This window comes from Streptomyces sp. OfavH-34-F (genome assembly GCF_022347745.1).
Lineage (GTDB): Bacteria > Actinomycetota > Actinomycetes > Streptomycetales > Streptomycetaceae > Streptomyces.
On the sequence record NZ_JAKRGC010000117.1, the window covers coordinates 1 to 18796 of the forward strand.

The window sequence follows — 18796 nt, forward strand, 5'->3', positions numbered from 1 at the left end:
GGGGGTCGCCGGGGGTGCGGTGGCCCGGGGGGTGGGGGGGGGGCCGTAGGGGACGAGCGGGGTGCGCGGGGCGGGCACGGCGGCCGGGGCGGGTGCGGCGGTCGTCGGTGTCGCGGGGGTGGGTGTGCCGGTCACCGGTGTCGCGGGGGCGAGGGCGGGTGGTGCGGTTTCGGGGGTGTGTTCCGTGGGGACGGGGAGCGCCGGTGCGGAGGCGGGCGTTTCGGGGGCCGCCGCGCGGAAGGGGGCGGCGGGTTCCGGTGCGGGGTCGGGGAACGCCTGCTCGTCCGCGTACTCCCGCTCCTTGTTCCGGCGGCCGCGCTTGCCGCTCCTGCCCTGGTCCAGGCGGCGCCGGGCCCGCTGTTCGCGGAGTGCCTGTTCGTGGCGGGCGAGGCGGTCGGAGCGTTCCGCGCGGCGGTGGGCCAGGACGGCGCGTGCGCGGGTGACGACGCCCATCACGAACACGGACAGCACCACGAGCACCATCAGTTCGCCGATGAGCAGGCCCCAGAAGAGGCCGTATCCGGAGAGCTGGGCGGGCGGGGTGTTGGGCCAGGCGGCGGGCAGGTCGTGCGGGGCGTCCAGCAGGCGGCGGAGCGCCAGGGGGGTTTCGGGCAGGGTGACGCCGTCGGGCCAGGCCCCGTGGGCGAAGAGGCCGGCGAGGCCGGTGGCCGCCCAGGCGAGCAGGGTCAGGCCGAGAAGGAACACCAGCAGGCCGATGAGCAGGCCGTCGGGGATGCCGCCCCCCTTGCCGTCGCCGGGATTCGCTCCGCCGCTCCCTGCCATGTCATGCCACCGTTGACTCGGACGACTCGTTCAGTCGCTGCTGGTTCTCGATCCTGGCCGCGCGTTCCTCCGCTTCGAGGTCGGCGGCCCTTACGTCGTCCGGGACGAGGTCGTCGGCGGACGATTCGGTCATGGCGCGGTCGGTGAACACGAGAGGGCGTTCGGCTTCGGTGATCAGGTGTTTGACGACCTGTACGTTGCCGTTGACGTCCCAGACCGCGATGCCGGGGGTGAGGGTGGGGATGATCTCGACCGCCCACCGGGGCAGTCCGAGGACCCGGCCGGTGGCTCTCGCCTCGTCGGCCTTCTGGGCGTAGATGGTGCGGGTCGAGGCCATCTTGAGGATGGCCGCGGCCTCGCGTGCGGCGGCTCCGTCGACCACGTCGCTGAGGTGGTGGACGACGGCGACGAAGGACAGGCCGAGACGGCGGCCGAACTTGAGGAGCCGTTGGAAGAGCTGGGCCACGAACGGCGAGTTGATGATGTGCCAGGCTTCCTCGACCAGGAAGATGCGCTTCTTGCGGTCGGGCCTGATCCAGGTGTGTTCCAGCCAGACGCCGACGATCGCCATCAGGATGGGCATGGCGATGGAGTTGCGGTCGATGTGCGAGAGGTCGAAGACGATCAGGGGGGCGTCCAGGTCGATGCCGAAGGACGTCGGGCCGTCGAACATGCCGCGCAGGTCGCCGTCGACGAGCCGGTCGAGGACGAGGGCGACGTCGAGTCCCCAGGCGCGTACGTCGTCCAGGTCGACGTTCATGGCCTGGGCGGATTCCGGTTCGGGGTGGCGCAGCTGCTCGACGATGTCGGTGAGGACGGGCTGGCGGTCGGTCGTGGTCGCGTTGACGTAGGCGTGGGCGACCTTGAGCGCGAAGCCGGAGCGTTCGTCGAGGCCGTGGCCCATGGCGACTTCGATGATGGTGCGCAGGAGGGCGAGCTGGCCGGTGGTGGTGATGGCGGGGTCGAGCGGGTTGAGCCGGATGCCGCCGTTGAGGGCCGAGGTGGGGTCGAGGCGGATGGGGGTGAGGCCCAGCTGTTCGGCGATGAGGTTCCACTCGCCGACGCCGTCCTCGCCCTGCGCGTCCAGGACGACGACCTGGCGGTCGCGGAAGCGGAGCTGGCGGAGCACGTACGTCTTCTCCAGCGCGGACTTGCCGTTGCCGGACTCGCCGAGGACCAGCCAGTGGGGGGCGGGGAGCTGCTGCCCGTACAGCTGGAAGGGGTCGTAGACGTAGCCCTTGCCGGAGTACACCTCGCGGCCGATGATCACGCCGGAGTCGCCGAGGCCGGGGGCCGCGGTGGGGAGGTAGACGGCCTGGGCCTGGCCGGTCGAGGTGCGGACGGGCAGCCGGGTGGTCTCCACCTTCCCGAAGAGGAAGGCGGTAAAGGCGTCCGACAACGCGGACAGCGGATCTCGCATGGCGTGACTGACCTCCCTCTCGGTGTGCGGACCGGTGGTTAGCGGCGGATGCCGGTGGCGAACGGCAGGGTGTTGACGAAGGCGCGGTGGTGCTCGCGGTCGCACCATTCGAGCTTGAGGTAGGACTTTCCGGCGGAGGCGCGGATGGTCCGCTTGTCGCGGGCGAGGGCTTCGGGGGAGCGGGACGAGACGGTGATGTAGCCGACGAGGTTGACTCCGGCGGCGCCGCTGGCGAGGTCTTCGCCCCGCTGGTCGAGGCGGCCGTGGGCGGCGATGTCGCGGGGGTCGACGGTGCGGTTCATCTTGGCCTGGCGGCTGGCCTCGGCGTCGTCGTTGGTCTTCTCGGTCAGCATGCGTTCGATGGCGACCTCGGTGGGTTCGAGGTCCATGCAGACGGCGACCGTACGGATGACGTCGGGGGTGTGGACGAGGAGCGGGGCCAGGAAGTTGACGCCGACGGGGGTCATGGGCCACTCCTTCACCCAGGCCGTGGCGTGGCACCAGGGGGCACGGGTGGACGATTCGCGGGTCTTGGCCTGGAGGTAGGTCGGTTCGACGGCGTCCAGCTCGGCGGGCCAGGCGTTGCGCCTGGTCATGGCCTGGATGTGGTCGATGGGGTGGTCCGGGTCGTACATGGAGTGCACGAGGGAGGCGAGGCGGCTCTGGCCGAGCGGCTGGCGGACGCGGATGTCGGCCTCGGCGAGGCGGGCGCAGATGTCGGTCAGCTCGCGGGCCATGACGACGGCGAGTCCGGCGTCGCGGTCGAGCTTGCGGCCGGTGTGCGGGCGGGCGGCGCGGGCCATGGCGTTGGCCTCGGCGGCGAGCTCGCGGTTGAAGTGCATGCAGGCGACGAGGTAGGCGCGGTGCTGCTCGCTGGAGGTGGACACCATGGACTGGAGCTGGTCGTAGGAGTCCTGGAGCCAGCGGGGGGAGTTGTGGTCGCCGCGCTGGGCGACGTCCTTGGCGTGGGCGTCGGGGTCGGCGGGGAGGGTGCGGGCGAGCATCTGGAGGCGGGTGACGAAGCCGTCCCCGTTGGCGACGTGCTTGAGGAGGGTGCCGAAGCGGTCGACGAGGGCTTCCTGGTCCTCGCTGTCGCGCAGGCCGACGCCGGGGCCCTCGATCTCGATGGCGGCGGTGACGGTGCGCCGGTCGGCGTGGAGGAGGACGGCGATCTCGTCGGGGCCGAAGGGGGCGGAGAGCCAGTTGATGCGGCCGATGCCGGGGGGCGGGCCGATCTCGACCTCGCGGCCGTCCGCGCGGGTGCCGGCTTCCATGGCGGCGGAGCGGTAGGTGGTGCCGCGGCGCAGGGAGCGCTTGTAGCTGCGATTGATCTCGAACCACTTGTAGAAGGTCCGGTGCCGGTACGGGACGTAGACCATCGCGATGGCGAGGAGCGGGAAGCCGGTGAGCAGCGCGATGCGCAGGGAGAGGACGGGGACGAGCAGGCCGCTCATCATGCCGAGGAACGCGCCGGCGATGATCAGGGCGATCTCACCCGTCTCACGGTTCTTGCCGACGATCGCGTTCGGCCGGGCGCGGCCGATGAGATACGTACGGCGGGGCGCGATGGGATGGGACTGGGTGCTCAACGCCCGCCACCTCCTGTGCGGTTGTTACCTGTGCTGCCTGGACTGCCGGGGCCGCGGGTGCCGCGGCTGCTGTGCGGGGTGCCGGAGGTGGGCCCGGAGCCGCTGCGGGGCGGGGGTGCGGCGGGGGAGCCGCCGCCGCTTGCGGTGTTGCGGGAGCTGTGGGCGGCGACTCCGCCGCTGACCGGGTTGGCGGGCCGGGCGCCGCCGCCGCTGGTGTCGCCGCTGTTCTGGCCGCCGCGGCTGCTGTGGGTCTTGATGCCCTGGGAGACGAGGGCGGCGGGGGAGCTGATCATGGCGGCGGCCTGGGAGCCGTCGGTGGCCTGTTTGCGGTTGGTGCGGGCGCCCTGGATCTCGTCGCCGAAGCCGGGGACGAAGCGGTAGATCATGGCGGAGGCGAAGATGGCCAGCAGGATGATGGCGAGGCCGGAGACGACGGCGGAGAAGGCGTCGGGGCCGTCGTCGGCGGAGAGGGCGCCGGCGAGGCCGAGGACGACGACGATGACGGGCTTGACCATGATGACCGCGATCATGATGCCTGCCCAGCGGCGTACGTGGCCCCACATGTTCTTGTCGACGAGGCCGGCGTAGACGGCGGTTCCCAGGAGGGCGCCGACGTAGAGGAGGGCGGCTCGGATGACGAGTTCGAGCCAGAGGATGCCGGCGGCGAGGATCGAGACGAGGGAGACGACGATCAGCATGATCGGGCCGCCGCCGATGTCGGAGTCCTTTTTGAGGGCCTCGGCGAAGGAGCCGAAGAAGACGTCGGTCTGGCCGCCGGAGGAGGAGGCGATGACTTCGGTGACGCCGTCGGTGGCGGAGACGATGGTGTAGAGGATGAGGGGGGTGAAGGCGGAGGCGAGGACGGTGAGCCAGAGGAAGCCGATGGCTTCGGAGATGGCGGTGGTGAGGGGGACGCCGCGGATGGCGCGCTTGGCTACGGCGAGGAGCCAGAGGACGAGGGTGAGGACGGTGGAGGCGGCGAAGACGATGGCGTATTGCTGGAGGAAGCGGGTGTTGGTGAAGTCGACGTTGGCGGTGCTGTCGACTGCGTCGCTGAGCTTGCCCACGATCCAGGCGGCGGCGTCTGCGCAGCCACGGCCGAGGGAGGTGAGCGGGTCCAGGGCGGGGTCGGTGCTGTTGGGCGGGGTGGCCTTGCTGGGACTGGCGTCGCCTTCGCAGTAGTCCTTGGCGAGTCCGACGATCAGGTCGCAGGCTTCATTGCTCTCTTTGCTGGGAGACGGAGAGGGCGAGGGCTCTGCCGAGGCGCGGGAGGCGAGCAGGAGCAGGAGGGGCAGGACGCTCAGCGTGGTCAGGGAGCGCAGGCTCCAGCGACGGCTATCGGGCATAGACGAAGCCTCCGTATCCCTCTACCGCACCGGCGATCTCGTCGGCCGAAGAAGCCCGGTTGTCACCGCTGACCGGGGTGGGGCCCTCTGTCTGGCTGGAGGACTCGATCTTCCAGTCGTTGCCGACCCACTTGAGCTTTTCGGTGATGGTGAACCAGGTCTCCGTCACCGGCTTTGTGGACCCCTCGCCGGCCATACCGACGAGTCCGGTGCACCACACCTCCACCGTGGCCGAGTCTGCGGACTGTTCGACCACCGTCGTTCCCACCGGAACCGTACGAGAGACGAACGTCAAGCCAGCGGGAGCGCTGCCGTCCTCGTTGAGGCCCACGTTCTTGAGGAAGGTGGGCGAGTAAGCCGCGTTGAGGTCGGCAGTCAGCTTCTGGACGATGCCGGGATCGTGAGTGGCCTGCACGATGGCCTGGCGGGAGGAGGCGACGAACATCTCGGCGGACCCCAGTGCCACCGCGTAGTTCGCCGCCGCGCTCTCCGCTCCCTGTCTGTCGTGGGCGAAGCCCGACGGGATGGTGCCCGATTTCGTTGTCACCGGCTTGGTGCCCGTGGCCGCGGTGGGGGCGGCGGCTGCCTTGTCGCCGGAGCCGGTGCCCGGTTTGTCGGAGGAGCCGTTGTCGCCGCCCATGTTCGCGAAGGCGATGGCGCCCAGCAGAAGGATCACCACGCCGGCGAACGTGATGAGGGAGCGGGAGTTGCGGGCCGGGCGGCGGGGGCCGTAGGCGTCGCCGGACGGCCCGTCGGGGAGGCGGGTGCGGGTCTGGCGGGTGCCGCCGATGGTGCTGTAGGCGTCGCTCGACCGACCCGCGTCGTTGCCGTAGCCGTCCTCGTCGCCGAGACTCATGCCGCGTACGCCCCCTCAACCGTTGCTCGAACCGTGTCGTGGTACGACGGTAGCCGTGCTGCTCTCCGCGCGGACGCGGTGTGGTGACTCGACATCAGGGGTACGCAACCTCTGCCGGTGGGCACGACGGGCGGATGGGAAGGGGTGGGGTGGACGGGCCCCGGTCGGGTTGACGCCCGGTCAGACGGCCATCCCGTAGACAATGGTGAACAGGGTTCCCAGCGATCCGATGATGAACACACCGGTCAGGCCGGCCACGATCAGCCCCTTGCCCTGTTCCGCGCTGAAGGTGTCGCGCAGTGCCGTCGCGCCGATCCGCTGCTTGGCCGCTCCCCAGACCGCGATGCCGAGGCACAGCAGGATGGCAATGGCCATCACCACTTCGATCATCACGCGAGCCTCGTTGCCCAGGCTCCCGAACGGCCCCCAGTTGGGGGCGATTCCGCCGATGATGGTGGTGATGTCGCCCTTTTCAGCTGCCAGGATCATGTAAGTCACCGCCCCTGTTGGGTAGTTCGGCACCCGTGCCGCACGGCACGGGTCACCCTCTATCTTCGCTGATGAAACTGCTTTCGTACGACGACTTCACGGCTCTCTTTACCCGGATCTCGCACGTTTGACCGGTCTGACCGCCTGACCTGCGGATCGAATCGGTGTATGGGCGAAATGCGTATGATTACTCTGTGTATCACGGAGAGTGACGCCGGGCAATGATCGATATTTCGCCATGGTGGCTGATAGGGCCAAGGCGGCCGAGCCGCGCCCCGTGGGGCGCGGGATGTCAGGTCGCGGCGTCGGTGGGGTGGAGCAGGGGGTGGCGCGGAGTGGGGGGACGGGCCGGGGTTTTCCAGGAAGGGGGTGGCCGGAAATCGCACCAGGAGCCGTCGAAGGGGAAGATTCCGGCCTCGGCGAGCTGTGCGACGGTCGCTCCTTCGGACCGGATCGCCTGTGCTTCCTCGGCCGTCCAGTACGCGGGGTGGCCGGTCTTCTCCACGAAGGACTGCTCGTCCTTCCAGGCCCAGGTGCGGTCCGGGGCGACGTTGATGTCCAGCTCGTGGTCGGTGATGTCGATGTCGGCGCCGTGGTGGACGCGGCGTTCGAGGTTGACGTACCAGCCGCGGAATCTGTGTCTGCGGCCGAAGAGCCACAGCACCGAGTGCGCCGCACCCGTGGGCTGGTAGAAGAGGGCGTCGCCCATCGGCCAGCGGCCCGGTACGACGGGGAAGCCCTCGGGTGGGCGTTCGTGCGGGTCGATGTCCCGCAGGTGGGTGATGCCGCGCGGCAGGGCGGTGCGCCACATCGGGGTGCCGGACTTCATCCACACCAGCTGCCCCGCGTCCGTGCGTTCGACCAGGCGTACCGGGACGGAGGCGCTGAGATGGCCGCCTATGAAGAAGTTCCAGTGCAGGATCTGGCCCGGGGTGCCGCTTGCGTTGTCCTTCTTGTCCTCTTTCATGTATTTGATCATGCCCGCCGTTCGGGCGGCGGACACGTACGGCCGTGCGGGGCCCGGCCGGTGACGGTGTGTGGGCCCCGAGGGGGCGTCAGTCGGTGGCGATGCCCCGGGCGGCGAGGACGTCGGCGTCGAACGCCATGCCCAGCCCGCAGTCGTCCACTCCGCTGATCAGCCGCAGGTTGGGCAGCAGGTCCAGGTCCTCCAGCGAGCCCACGTCGAACAGGTCGTCCTCGCCGTCCCAGACCGGGGCGCACTCCTGGTAGACCTCCAGCCCGCCGTCGAGGACCAGCGTCTCCACGGTGGCCAGCAGTTCCGGGCTGATCTCCAGCGCCTCGAAGTAGGCGCGGGCCTCGTCGAGAACGGTGTACGCGAGGTCGTTCTCGTAGGCGTAGGTCTGCGGGTCCTGGTCGATGCCCTTCGCCTTGAGGCAGTCGGCTATGCGGAACACCGGGGTGAGTGTCTCGTCCTCGTACATGAGCTGCTCGATGACGAGCAGCTTGAAGTTGAAATCGCGGAAGGCAGGCATGCCACGGATCGTAGCGGGGCCCTCCGACAGACCGTCGTGGTCCGCCGGAGGGCCCCGTGGCCTGGCCCCGTCGGGGTCAGGGCTTGGTGTTCGCCAGCTTCATGGAGGCCACCGCGTCGGCGATGGAGGAGGAGTACAGGCCGAGCTTCGGGGTGCCGACCTTCACGTCCGGGCCGAGCGGGAAGTTGAGCTGCTCGGCGTTGGACATGTTCTCGCCGTCCGCGAGGACGTTCAGCTCGTTGACCCAGGTCACGCCGTTCTTGCCGCCCGGGTTGAGGTCGATGACGGCGATCGCGGCGGTCTTCGGCTTCACCGGGTACGCCGGGGCGCCGCCCAGGCCGCCGGGGACGAGCGGGATGATGTCGCCGCTGTGGTCGGAGGCGTTCGCGGCGCCGAGGGCGACGCGCGGGTAGTAGCTGAGGCCGCAGGAGTTCTTGCCGGTGTTGTTGACCTCGATGACGTGCTGCGTGGCCGAGCCCTGGCGGGCGTACACGCGCACCGACAGGTCCGAGCTCTTGCAGGGGTGCTTGTACGCGTAGCTGTCGCTGGTGTCGCCGCCGCCGGTCTTCGCGGTGGTCCCCTTGGAGCCGGCCTTGCTGGAGGCGACCGTGTCGGTGGAGCCGCCGGTCGTCTTCCCGCTCTCGGCCTGCGAGGAACCCCCGGTCTTCGCACCGTCCTCGTTCTTGGCCGCCGTGGTGGCGCCGTCGGTGGCCGTGGTCGGGGCCTCGGCGGCGACGGTCGCGGAGGTGTCGGCCGAGCCGGCGGACTTGGTGCCGCCGCCGTCGCCGCCGCAGGCGGTGAGGGCGAGGGCGAGCACGGCGGTGACGGCGGTGCCGAGGGCGGCGGTGCGCTTGCGGTTGCGGATCGTACGCATGGAGATTCCCCGAAGTCTTCTGTGGCGGTCGATTGGTCGGATCGGTGCCAGAATCCGGATCTTGCGGCGAACCGCTCCCCCACCGGACGTTCTGACATGAAAAGCTTCCCGCGCGCCGCTCATGTTCCGCTAACGCCTCCCTGACGTCCCGCTGACGTCCCCCGGGGCCGGGCGCCGGTCGTGTTTCCGGGGCCGGTCACGGGGTGCGCGTGACTTCCGCGGTCCGATCACCGTTAGATGTGATGTGCCCAAGCCTGTCGTGTCCGCCGTGCCCCCCGTGACGACCGCGTCCCCCGGGGACGGTGTCGTCGCCCCGCCGCCCTTCCTGCTCACGCCGCACCAGGGGGAGAGCGCCCGTGCGCTCCTGTCGTACGTGGCAGCCCTGCCGCTGCGCTCCGTCGACGCACAGCTCCTCGCCGCCGTCGTGGCGATCCGGGCCGCGCGGACGGGGGTCGGCAACCTCACCGGTACGGACCTGCGGTCGCTGCGGCTGGAGGACCCGGCGGGCGCCGTGGCGGACCTGTCCGCGGCGGGCTGGGAGGTGCCCGCGCATCTGATCGACGGCGATCCGGACAAGCCCGCCGGCATTCTCGTGCCGGACATGACTCCCGGGCCCGGCCATGTGCTGCCGCTGGGCAAGGACGCGCGGTCGCGGGTCTCGGGCTGGTGCCTGCGTACGCGGCTGGCCAAGCCGGTGCGGAAGGGCTCGTCGGCGGTCCGGCTGGCGGCGCTGTTCCTGGCGGCCCACTGCTCCGCCGAACTGGTCGGGCACGCCCCGGCCGATCTGCCGGCCGCCTGCTATCCGGCGGTGCCCGTGCTCCTGGAGAAGGGTTTCCTGGCGGAGGTGACCGGGAAGACCTACCGGCTCGCCCCCGCGGTGGGCCATCTCGCGGGCCTGTTCCGGACGCCGGAGGAGATCGCCGCGCTCGCGCGGGAGGCGGAGGAGCGCCGGGCGGCGCGGGAAGCGGCGGTGGCCCCCGAGGCGACGCCGGAGAGCTGGGCGGAGTGGAAGGCGGACGTCAGCCCGGCGCTGCTGCGCCATGTGGAGGCCGTCGAGACCTGCCGGCTCTGCCGCCTTCCCTTCGCGCGGTACGCGAACGCCTTCATGACCGCGCCCACCCCGCTGCCCATGCCCCGGTCGGGGCTCGACGCCTACGAGACCTGGCGGACCGGGCACCCTGACTGCGGGCGCGAGGCGGCGCAGTTCACCGTGGCGTTCCGTACGGGGCACGGGCACGGCCCCTCGTACGGCCAGCTGTGCAAGGGGCTGGGCTGGAAGAAGCTGTCGCGCGAGCTGCGCGGGGTCATCGTGCGCACCCTCATCGACGAGGGCTGGCTGACGTCCACGCCTCCGGTGCCCTGGACCCTGCGGCCGGGGAAGACCGCCCACGCCCAGGGCATCGTGCTGCCCGGCCAGATGACGCGGCCGGGCGGGCGCTGAGGGTCACCCCCGCCGCTCCCGGGAGGCCAGGAACAGGGTGGCGGCGATCAGGAGCGCGGTGACGATCCCCGTCGTCAGGATGGGGGACGGGGCGAAGGTGGCGGCCAGGACCGCGAGCACCGCCAGGGGGTGCAGGACGTCGGCCGTGCGGCGCAGGCCGGCGGTGCGGTGGTGCAGCAGCCAAACGAGCGTGATGAACACCGCGACCGGCACGGTGTAGACGGCCGCCGCCGTGAGGTCGGTGATGTGGCCGTGCCCCGCGGTGTGCGCGACGTTCAGCGCGAGCCCGGCCCCGACCGCGGCCGCCGACGCGAAGACGAGGTAGTGGCCGTACCCCCACAGCAGCGCCGTGCGCAGGCTGGTCAGCAGCTGCGGGGCGCTCTGCGCGAAGTACAGCCACCACAGCGCGAACACCGTCAGCAGCCCGCCCGCGACCAGGGCGGCGAGGTCGCCGAGCGCCGCGTGGGTGTCCAGGGCGGTGCGTACGGCGTTGGTGGCGGCGGTGATGGATTCGCCCAGCACGATCAGCGTGAACAGGCCGTACCGCTCGGCGATGTGGTGCGGGTGCCAGGTGGTGGTGGTTTTGCGTTCCGCCAGGGCGGGAACGGCGATCTCCGCGACGACGAGGATCGCGAAGGTGAGGAGCCCGGTGCTGTCCGGCAGGGCCAGCCGTACCACCCAGCCGATCTGCACGACGAAGATCCCGGCGGCGTACGCCAGACACGTGTGGCGCCGCTCCGGGTCGGAGCGGGCCGCCCGCAGCCACTGCGTGACCATGGCGAGCCGCATGATCACGTAGCCCCAGGTGATGACGGTGAAGTCCTCGTGCTCCAGCGCCTCGGACGCGCCCGCCGCGAGGACCAGGGCGCCGGTGATCTGTACGAACGTCAGCAGCCGGTACGGCACGTCGTCGGTGTCGTAGGCGGAGGCGAACCAGGTGAAGTTCATCCACGCCCACCAGATCGCGAAGAACACCATCGCGTAGCCGAGGACGCCGTGGCCGACGCGGCCCGCGGCGAGTTCGTGCTCGAAGGCGGACGCGGCCTGGGCGACGGCGGCGACGAAACAGAGGTCGAAGAACAGCTCCAGCATGGTCGAGGCGCGGTGCTGTTCGTCGGCGCGGCGGGCCACCATGGGGCGGCGCCAGAAGCCGGGGGAAGGGGACGATGCGCTCATGGGGGCGCATTCTTCCGGGTGGGCGGGCGCGCGGCGGTGCGGGCCGCGCCGCACCGGCCGGCGACGGAGGGCCCGAAGGGGTACGGGTGCGGGGCGCCGGTCCATCGTTCGGGTGATCCCCGCGGACGGGGGAATGCGGCGGCCGGGCCGGGGAACGGGGCCCGACCGCCCCCGGCCCGGCCGGAGCGCGGCATGTCGCGGGGGCTGTGTTTGACACAGTGCCGCTCCACGATCCTGACGAACAGGTACGAACGGGGCGAACGATGAGCGACATGCGGCAGAGAATGCGCGATCTGGTGAATGGCGGCGCGGACGGCCCGGCAGCCACCACCCCCGCCACACCGATCACCCCCGCCACGCCGACCCCACCCACCACGCCAGCCTCCCCCGCCACACCCCCCACCCCCGCGCTGCGCCACACCGCCGGGGTCTGGTCGCGGGCCGCCGGTGGGGTCCAGGCCATGAGCGCTCACTTCGCCCCCGTACGCGCGGAACTGACGGCCGGGCACGAGGGTGTGGCGGCCGGGACCGCCGGGCTGAACGCGCCGGCCGAGCTGGGCGCCGTCCAGGAGTCCTGGGTGCGCCGCTTCGAGGCCGCCCGTCAGGAGTGCGGGGCGCTCGCGGGAGCCCTGCGTGCCGTGGCGCGGGCGCACGGCGAGACGGACGCGGCGGTCCGGTCGTCGTTCCGGCCCGCCGCGCCGAGCACCCACGGGGTCGAGCGATGACGCTGTCCTCGTCCGCGCTGACGTGGGCTCAGTTGCGGGACATCGCGTGCGCCGAGCTGGAGCGCGCGGCCGACGGCTGGGGCAGGGCGGGCAGCCGGGCGGATGCCGGGCGGGACCGGATCGAGCGGCAGCTGATGACGGGTCTGCGCGAGACGCAGCGCGGCGCGGCGGCCGGTGCGGCGGTCGGCCGGCTGCGGGAGCTGGGGCGCAACCTGCAGTACGTGTACACCGAGTGCGGGCTGGTCCGGACCGCGCTGAACAGCCTCGCGCACGAGATGCGGGGGCAGCAGACGGTGCTGCTGCGGGCGCTGGAGGAGGCGGAGGCGCTGCGGTTCACCGTGCACGCGGACGGCTCGGTGACGTACCCGCCGGGCGGTGAGGGGGTGGTCGACGGGAAGCCGTTGCCGGGCGGCACGGCCCGGGTGACCCGGGCGCCGGGCCTGTACCCGTCGTCGGGGCTGGTCGCCCCGAACCCGAACGCGGTGCGGGCGCAGGACATCGCGGACCGGATCACCGGGGCGGTGCGGGCGGCGGCCGAGGCCGACTGGCGTTTCACGCGGGTGCTGCGCGGGCTGCGCGCGGAGGAGGGGCTGAAGGTCCCGGACCGTACGTGGACGGACGCGGCGGGGGACGCGGCGGCGGTCCGGCGCCTGGCGGACGGCTATCTGAGGTCCCGTATCCCGCAGGACGCGTCGGCGGAGGAGCGGCGGGAGTGGTGGTACGGGCTGACGGACGAACAGCGCGAGGAGTTCCTGGCGGTGTATCCGGACCGGATCGGCAACCTGGACGGCATTCCGTCGCTGATCCGCGACGTCGCGAACCGGGACAACCTGCGGCTCCTGATCGGGGAGCTGGAGGGCCGGGGCGACGAGGAGGCGCGGGTGCGGCTGGAGGGGCTGCGGGAGATCGACCGTCAGCTGAACGCGGGCGGCCGGCCGCCGATGTACCTCCTGGGCATCGGCGACGAGGGGAACGGGCGGGCGATCGTGTCGTTCGGGAACCCGGACACGGCGCGGAACGTCGCGGCCTATGTGCCGGGGCTGAACACGTCGCTGGACGGGGCCTTCGCCCGGTCGGACCTCAAGCGCGCCCGGGACACCGCCATCGGGATGCACCAGCACGATCCGTCGAGTGCCGCGATCGTCTGGCTGGGGTACGACGCGCCGCAGTTCCCCGACGGTCTGGACAGCCTGGACGTGGCCGGTGACGAACGGGCCGTCCGGGGCGGTGCGGACTTCAGCCGGTTCATGGGCGGGCTGGCGGCCACCAGCGCCTACGAGGACCCGCACCTGACGGCGATCGGCCACTCGTACGGATCGCGCACCGTCGGTGCGGCGACCCAGCAGGACGGCGGGATTCCGGGGGTCGACGACATCGTCCTGGTCGGGAGTCCGGGGGTCGGGGTGGACCGGGCGGAGGATCTCGGGGTGGGCCGCGACCACGTGTTCGTGGGGGCGGCCCGCAACGACGTGGTGACCTCGGTGCCGTCGCGGGCGCAGGCGGCCGCCGGGTTCGTCGGGCTGACCAGCCTGGGCCCGGGGGGCGCGCGGCTCTTCGGGGCGGTGGCCGACCCGGGGGGCGACGACCTGTGGTTCGGGCAGAACCCGGCCGACGAGGCGTTCGGGGCGCGCAGGTTCGCGGTGGACGACGGTCCGGGGGTGCTGAGCGGCGGACGGCCGAACGCGGACGCGCACGCGCAGTACTTCGACCCGTCGCGGGACGCCGCTTCCGCCAACAGCATCGCGTTGATCGCGACCGGGAAGGCGAGTGAACTCAGGTCCGAGGGACACCGGTGAGGGAGGGGAGTGGGCGTGGACATGCAGGAGGCCGCGGAACGCGCGGACGGGATTCTGGCCCGGACGCTGGAGGCTCTCGTGCCGCCGGTGCAGTGGGCGCACGGGCCCACGACCACGGGCGACGGCGAGGTCACGCGCCGGCGCACGGTGATGACGGTCATCTCCGCCGGGCGGCGGGGGAGTTTTCTGGGCGTGGTTGAGCGGAGCTGGACGGAGCGCGGTTTCCGTATCCGGGCGGTCAACAGCGATCGCTGCTCTCCGGCCGTCCACGCCCGGACGGCGGACGGGTTCGGGGTGGGGCTCGTGTTCGGCGGCGGCCAGGCCTTCTTCGAGGTGGACAGCCCGTGGGTGGCTCTGTCGGAGGTGGCGGAGTCCGCTGATCCGCCCCGGGGGCCCTCGTACGAGGGGATCTATCCGCTGCCCCGGCCCCATGTCCGCTGTGCCTTCTGGTCCGCCGGCGCTCCCTGAGCGCCCCCTGTGCCCCCGGCCACTCGTACACACCGTCGAAATCGCTCCCGAACGCCGCGCGGATGGGCCATGGTTGACGGGTGCGTAGATTCTGGGTGGCCGCAGGGGTCGGCGTGGGCATGGCCGCGTGCTTCGTGGCGCTGCTCGTGGTCGGGACCTATTCCGCCGCCGCCGGGCTCGTCGGGGGCGGCGGGGGTGCCGTGGCGCTGGCCAAGGGGGCGGTGCCCGCGAAGTACCAGGGCCTCGTCCAGAAGTGGGGCAACCTGTGCTCCGCGATCAACCCGGCGCTGCTGGCCGCCCAGCTGTACCAGGAGAGCGGCTGGAATCCCCGGGCGCAGAGTGCCGCCGCCGCGCAGGGCATCGCGCAGTTCATTCCCGGCACCTGGGCGGGGCACGGCATCGACGGGGACGGCGACGGGGACCGGGACGTGTGGGATCCGGCCGACGCCATCCCCTCCGCCGCGTCTTACGACTGCGAGTTGGCCGGGTACGTGAAGAAGGTTCCGGGCGATCCGACGGACAACATGCTCGCCGCCTACAACGCGGGGGCGTACCGCGTGATCAAGTCGGGCGGGGTGCCGAACATCTCCGAGACCCGGAACTACGTCAGGATCATCCGGTCGCTGGAGAAGAGCTTCGCCCGTCCGGTCGGCCGGGTGCAGCCCTCGCAGCAGGCGGCCGGGGCCATCTACTTCGCACAGAAGAAGCTGGGCACCAAGTATCTGTGGGGCGGCAACGGCACGCCGGAGCAGGGCGGCCGGTTCGACTGTTCCGGGCTGACCCAGGCCGCGTACCGGACGGTGGACATCGAGCTGCCGCGCGTCGCGAACGACCAGTACAACGCGGGGCCGCATCCGTCGCGTGACGAACTGCTCCCCGGGGACCTGGTGTTCTTCTCCGACGATCTGACCAATTCGCGGGCCATTCATCACGTCGGCCTGTACGTCGGGGGCGGATACATGATCAACGCTCCGTACACTGGGGCCGTCATTCGGTTCGACAAGATCGACACGCCCGACTATTTCGGCGCCACACGTGTGACCAAGGACGGCGCCGCGGCCCTGCCGACCATGCGGCCCGCGGCCTGACCGGCGCATGCGGGTGTCCGGAACTCTCCGTGCAACCTGTGCCCTGAGCTGCGGCGATGTATCACTCTTCGATAACGTCATCGTGATCATTCGGTGGAGAGTGGAACGTACGCGCGGGGTGCGTCGTTCTCTGGTGGGCGCGTGGAAGATCGGCGTGGACGAACCGAATACGGGGGGTTCGTGAATCGCGGCGCACAGGGACGTGTGCCGCAGCAGCAGACAAGGCAAGGGGCCGCAGCAGATGGCTGGACTCGCACTGGATGGGTCGAACCCCGACGTCAGCCTGCTCTACGACATCAATGGGCTCGCCAAGTCCGCTCCCACCTGGTTCGACCGGGTCATGGAGTTCGTCGGAGAGTACGGGATCATGCTCGGCATGGTCCTCGTGGTCCTGTGGTGCTGGTGGAGCGTGCGCCGGCGCGGCACGGCCGAGGATTCCGTGGCAGGGGTGGCCGGGCTCGTCTGGGCTCCCCTCGCGGCGGGCGTCGCGTTGCTCATCAACATTCCGATCCGTGAGTTCGTGGAACGGCCGCGGCCGTTCAAGGACCACTCGGGCCTGGAGGTCCTGGTCGACGGGAAGAACGACTTCTCGTTCGTCAGCGACCACGCCACGATGGCGATGGCCCTGGCCGTCGGGCTGTTCGTCGCGCACCGCAGGTTCGGCCTCGCGGCCATCGGCCTCGCCCTGCTCGAAGGTTTCTGCCGCGTCTACATGGGCGTGCACTACCCGACGGACGTCATCGGCGGATTCGCCCTCGGTACGGCGGTCGCGCTGCTCCTCGCGCCCCTCGCCATGATGATGCTGACGCCCCTGGTGACGGCCGTCTCCCGGTCGCCCCGGCTCGGCCCGCTCGTCCGCTCGCGCCGGCCCCGTCCCGAGGCCGCCGGCCGGGACGGCTCCATGGGCATCCCGGAGCCCCGGCCCGGATCGGGCGGCGGCTCCGACGGGGAGAAGGGCCTCGCGGCCTGACCCGCCCCGGCAGCGCAGGTGCCCCGGAGCCCCCGGCTTCCGGGGCACACGTGTGTACGGAGCCGGGCCGGCTGTACGAGACCGGGGCGGCTGTACGGGGACGGCCCCGCGCGCCCCTCACAGCCCCTGCGGGTACGTGAACAGGCCCTCCGGGTCGTACCGCTTCTTCACGCGGGCCAGCCGGTCCGTCGCCGGCCCGTAGTACGCCGTGCGCCACCGGGTCAGCGAGGGGTCCGGGTAGTTCTGGTACGCCCCGCCGGAGGCGTACGGGCGCATCGCCGCATGGGTGTTGCTGAGCCAGTTCTGCTGGGCGGTGCCCGGCGTGCCCGGCCGCCAGGCGCCGATGTACTGGGCGAGCACCCGGGAGCCGCGGTGCACGAACGCCGTGTCCTGCGGGGCCACCCGGTTCACCGCCCCGCCCAGCGCGGTCAGCGCGACGGAGCCTCCGCCGCCCTGGCCGGGGCCGAGCCGGGTGAACGCCCGGACCGCCGAGAGCAGGGCCGCGACGCCCGCCGGGGGCAGCGAGCGGTCGTAGAAGTCGGAGGCGGCGGCGTAGGTCTCGCGGTGCAGGACGCCCTGCGGGGTGCGGCCCGGCGTGGTCCCCGGCAGGTGGCACTGCGCGTCCGAGAGGCCCGAGCAGCCCGCGTACACGAGCATCGCCTCCCGGTAGTCCCGGCGGCGCAGCGAGACCGAGGTGGCGGAGGCGCCGATGCGGTCGGCGAGGCGGTCCACGGCGTTCTGCAGGTCCCCGTAGGTGCCGAGGCTGAACGCGGAGACCGAGACCGTCGGATCGACGCCGCCGGGGCCCGCGTCGAGGTGCGCGGCGGACCAGATCTCGTCCGGCTGGTCCGGGCCCCACTCCTGCCAGGCGGTGACCACGTCCCCGGCGCGCGACCACGGCCACGCCATGTACGCCATGACGGTCCGGGGGGCCGGGTGGGTCCGGAAGCGCAGCCGTGTCACGACGCCGAAGTTGCCGTTGCCCGCGCCGCGCAGCGCCCAGAAGAGGTCCGGGTGGCGTTTGGCGTCGGCGGTGAGCGTGGTGCCGTCGGCCGTGACGAGGGTGGCGGAGGTGAGGCTGTCGCAGGTCAGGCCGTAGGCGCGGGCGGCGACGCCGTGGCCGCCGCCGAGGGTGAGGCCGGAGATGCCGACCGTGGGGCAGGAGCCGCCGGGGATCGTGACGCCGTGGTCCGCGAGGCCCTGGTAGACGTCGATGAGCTTGGCGCCCGCGCCGATCGTGCCGTCGCCGTCCACGCGGGCGAGGGACGAGACGTCGATGACCAGGCGGCCGGTGCCGCCGGACCAGCCCGCGTAGGAGTGGCCGCCGTTGCGGATCGCGACCGGCACCGAGGCGCGGCGGGCGTACGCCAGGCACTCGCGTACGTCGTCCTCGTGGCGGACGTAGGCGAGGGCGGCCGGTTGCTGGTCGTCGAAGCGGGTGTTGTAGAGCCGGCGGGCGGTCGGGTAGGCGGCGTCGCCGGGCCGGATGAGCGGTCCGTCCAGGCTCGCGGCCAGGGCCGGCCAGTCGGCGGCGCCGGACGGGGTGGCGGAGGCGGATCTGCCGGGGGAGCGGGAGGGCGCGGTGGAGGGCGGGGCGGCGCCCCCCGCCGGGTCCGTGGTGTCGGTGCCCTCGCACGCGGCGGTGGTGGCACCGGCGAGCACGGCGGCGCCCGCCGCGAGGAGGGTGCGCCGGTTCGGCGGGGTCGTCATCGGACCTCCGGGTGGGGGGAAGGGAGGGGAGGGCCGGTGGTCAGGCCGCCGTGCGGTGCTCCTCGGCGTCCGTGCGGGCCCGGTCGCGGGACCGGCGGGCCGGGCCGTACCAGCCGCAAGTGCAGCGGGCGGTGCAGAACGAGCCGCGTTCGACGGTGGTGGGTTCATGGGCGGGCCGGGCGGGCGGGGTCTCGGCGGCGTGTCGGTCGTACACGCGACCACGGTACTGGCCGCGGGGGCCCGGCCGGGAGGGTGCGCGGGGAGCCGGGAGCGCACGGGAGGGAGGACGCGGGGCATACGGGGCGCACGGGGCGTGACTTCCTCCGCCGCGCTCCCCGGCACCCCCGCCCGGTGGCATTCGGGGTGCAGGACGTTACAGGTGTCCGGGGCCGTCGTTATGCGAGGCGGGTGGGGCCTTGACAGGGCCCAGGACAAGGGCACGGGACGTCGTTGGGGGATGGCAGGCGATGGTGGTGCAGCAGCACAGGTCCGGTGGCGGGGTGCGCGCGGTGCGCGCCCTCGCCGTGGTGGGCGTGGTGGCGGCCGCCGCCGGGTGCGCGGGCGGGGGCGGC

General features: G+C 72.2%; 17 protein-coding genes and 1 pseudogene. 6 read left to right on the forward strand and 12 right to left on the reverse strand.

The window, feature by feature from the left end:
- From MHW47_RS18405 to MHW47_RS18445, 9 genes and pseudogenes are all read right to left on the reverse strand, one after another.
- Positions 1 to 783 (reverse strand): annotated as a pseudogene (locus MHW47_RS18405) (type VI secretion protein); the annotation flags it as partial.
- 1 nt (position 784) lies between these two features.
- Positions 785 to 2203, reverse strand: a complete 1419-nt coding sequence (locus MHW47_RS18410) for an ATP-binding protein (RefSeq protein ID WP_239224643.1) — start codon at positions 2201 to 2203, stop codon at positions 785 to 787.
- A 38-nt stretch (positions 2204 to 2241) separates the two neighbouring features.
- On the reverse strand, positions 2242 to 3792 hold the full coding sequence (locus MHW47_RS18415; RefSeq protein WP_239224645.1) for an SCO6880 family protein: 1551 nt from the start codon (positions 3790 to 3792) through the stop codon (positions 2242 to 2244).
- On the reverse strand, positions 3789 to 5138 hold the full coding sequence (locus MHW47_RS18420) for a hypothetical protein (RefSeq protein WP_239224646.1): 1350 nt from the start codon (positions 5136 to 5138) through the stop codon (positions 3789 to 3791). Before MHW47_RS18420 ends, MHW47_RS18415 begins: the two co-directional genes overlap by 4 nt.
- On the reverse strand, positions 5128 to 5994 hold the full coding sequence (locus tag MHW47_RS18425) for a hypothetical protein (protein WP_239224647.1): 867 nt from the start codon (positions 5992 to 5994) through the stop codon (positions 5128 to 5130). The genes MHW47_RS18420 and MHW47_RS18425 overlap by 11 nt, the downstream gene beginning before the upstream one ends.
- Positions 5995 to 6174: 180 nt before the next feature.
- Complete coding sequence (locus MHW47_RS18430; protein WP_111336477.1) at positions 6175 to 6483, reverse strand: hypothetical protein; 309 nt, start codon at positions 6481 to 6483, stop codon at positions 6175 to 6177.
- A gap of 292 nt (positions 6484 to 6775) precedes the next feature.
- Positions 6776 to 7450, reverse strand: coding sequence for a DUF402 domain-containing protein (locus MHW47_RS18435; protein WP_239224649.1), 675 nt, complete (start codon positions 7448 to 7450; stop codon positions 6776 to 6778).
- An 88-nt stretch (positions 7451 to 7538) separates the two neighbouring features.
- Positions 7539 to 7976 (reverse strand): hypothetical protein, encoded by a 438-nt coding sequence (locus MHW47_RS18440; protein WP_239224650.1) that lies wholly within the window; start codon positions 7974 to 7976, stop codon positions 7539 to 7541.
- A 76-nt stretch (positions 7977 to 8052) separates the two neighbouring features.
- Entirely contained in the window at positions 8053 to 8850 is a 798-nt protein-coding gene (locus MHW47_RS18445) for a DUF4232 domain-containing protein (protein WP_239224652.1), read from the reverse strand.
- A gap of 277 nt (positions 8851 to 9127) precedes the next feature.
- Here MHW47_RS18445 and MHW47_RS18450 point away from each other — a divergent pair, with 277 nt between their 5' ends.
- Positions 9128 to 10291, forward strand: coding sequence for a hypothetical protein (locus MHW47_RS18450; protein ID WP_239224653.1), 1164 nt, complete (start codon positions 9128 to 9130; stop codon positions 10289 to 10291).
- Between the two features lie 3 nt (positions 10292 to 10294).
- On the opposite strand, the gene MHW47_RS18455 is transcribed toward MHW47_RS18450, so the two are convergent.
- Positions 10295 to 11467 (reverse strand): low temperature requirement protein A, encoded by a 1173-nt coding sequence (locus MHW47_RS18455; RefSeq protein ID WP_239224654.1) that lies wholly within the window; start codon positions 11465 to 11467, stop codon positions 10295 to 10297.
- Positions 11468 to 11739: 272 nt separating this feature from the next.
- On the opposite strand from MHW47_RS18455, the gene MHW47_RS18460 reads away from it, so the two are divergent.
- The 5 genes from MHW47_RS18460 (at position 11740) to MHW47_RS18480 (ending at position 16514) form a co-directional block, all read left to right on the forward strand.
- Positions 11740 to 12192 carry a hypothetical protein gene (locus tag MHW47_RS18460; RefSeq protein WP_239224656.1) on the forward strand — a complete coding sequence of 151 codons (453 nt, stop codon included), beginning with the start codon at positions 11740 to 11742 and terminating at the stop codon, positions 12190 to 12192.
- Positions 12189 to 13988, forward strand: a complete 1800-nt coding sequence (locus MHW47_RS18465; RefSeq protein ID WP_239224658.1) for an alpha/beta hydrolase — start codon at positions 12189 to 12191, stop codon at positions 13986 to 13988. The genes MHW47_RS18460 and MHW47_RS18465 overlap by 4 nt, the downstream gene beginning before the upstream one ends.
- A 21-nt stretch (positions 13989 to 14009) precedes the next feature.
- The gene (locus MHW47_RS18470) at positions 14010 to 14456 is read left to right on the forward strand and encodes a hypothetical protein (RefSeq protein ID WP_239224666.1); all 447 of its coding nucleotides are present in this window, start codon (positions 14010 to 14012) and stop codon (positions 14454 to 14456) included.
- An 80-nt stretch (positions 14457 to 14536) separates the two neighbouring features.
- Positions 14537 to 15544, forward strand: a complete 1008-nt coding sequence (locus MHW47_RS18475) for a bifunctional lytic transglycosylase/C40 family peptidase (RefSeq protein ID WP_308381614.1) — start codon at positions 14537 to 14539, stop codon at positions 15542 to 15544.
- Between the two features lie 241 nt (positions 15545 to 15785).
- Positions 15786 to 16514: a phosphatase PAP2 family protein gene (locus tag MHW47_RS18480; RefSeq protein ID WP_239224660.1), complete on the forward strand. Its 729-nt coding sequence runs from the start codon at positions 15786 to 15788 to the stop codon at positions 16512 to 16514.
- Between the two features lie 117 nt (positions 16515 to 16631).
- On the opposite strand, the gene MHW47_RS18485 is transcribed toward MHW47_RS18480, so the two are convergent.
- Both MHW47_RS18485 and MHW47_RS18490 read right to left on the reverse strand, forming a co-directional pair.
- On the reverse strand, positions 16632 to 18224 hold the full coding sequence (locus MHW47_RS18485; RefSeq protein WP_239224662.1) for an FAD-binding oxidoreductase: 1593 nt from the start codon (positions 18222 to 18224) through the stop codon (positions 16632 to 16634).
- A 40-nt stretch (positions 18225 to 18264) separates the two neighbouring features.
- Positions 18265 to 18438, reverse strand: coding sequence for a hypothetical protein (locus MHW47_RS18490; protein WP_239224664.1), 174 nt, complete (start codon positions 18436 to 18438; stop codon positions 18265 to 18267).
- Positions 18439 to 18796: the final 358 nt, after the last annotated feature.

Bases quoted from the DNA above. Each gene is read 5' to 3' on its own strand.
- MHW47_RS18455 (WP_239224654.1), bottom strand. From the start codon at position 11,467: ATGAGCGCATCGTCCCCTTCCCCCGGCTTCTGGCGCCGCCCCATGGTG.
- MHW47_RS18445 (WP_239224652.1), bottom strand. From the start codon at position 8,850: ATGCGTACGATCCGCAACCGCAAGCGCACCGCCGCCCTCGGCACCGCC.
- MHW47_RS18410 (WP_239224643.1), bottom strand. From the start codon at position 2,203: ATGCGAGATCCGCTGTCCGCGTTGTCGGACGCCTTTACCGCCTTCCTC.
- MHW47_RS18470 (WP_239224666.1), top strand. From the start codon at position 14,010: ATGCAGGAGGCCGCGGAACGCGCGGACGGGATTCTGGCCCGGACGCTG.
- MHW47_RS18440 (WP_239224650.1), bottom strand. From the start codon at position 7,976: ATGCCTGCCTTCCGCGATTTCAACTTCAAGCTGCTCGTCATCGAGCAG.
- MHW47_RS18465 (WP_239224658.1), top strand. From the start codon at position 12,189: ATGACGCTGTCCTCGTCCGCGCTGACGTGGGCTCAGTTGCGGGACATC.
- MHW47_RS18430 (WP_111336477.1), bottom strand. From the start codon at position 6,483: ATGATCCTGGCAGCTGAAAAGGGCGACATCACCACCATCATCGGCGGA.
- MHW47_RS18485 (WP_239224662.1), bottom strand. From the start codon at position 18,224: ATGACGACCCCGCCGAACCGGCGCACCCTCCTCGCGGCGGGCGCCGCC.
- MHW47_RS18435 (WP_239224649.1), bottom strand. From the start codon at position 7,450: ATGAAAGAGGACAAGAAGGACAACGCAAGCGGCACCCCGGGCCAGATC.
- MHW47_RS18460 (WP_239224656.1), top strand. From the start codon at position 11,740: ATGCGGCAGAGAATGCGCGATCTGGTGAATGGCGGCGCGGACGGCCCG.
- MHW47_RS18425 (WP_239224647.1), bottom strand. From the start codon at position 5,994: ATGAGTCTCGGCGACGAGGACGGCTACGGCAACGACGCGGGTCGGTCG.
- MHW47_RS18420 (WP_239224646.1), bottom strand. From the start codon at position 5,138: ATGCCCGATAGCCGTCGCTGGAGCCTGCGCTCCCTGACCACGCTGAGC.
- MHW47_RS18480 (WP_239224660.1), top strand. From the start codon at position 15,786: ATGGCTGGACTCGCACTGGATGGGTCGAACCCCGACGTCAGCCTGCTC.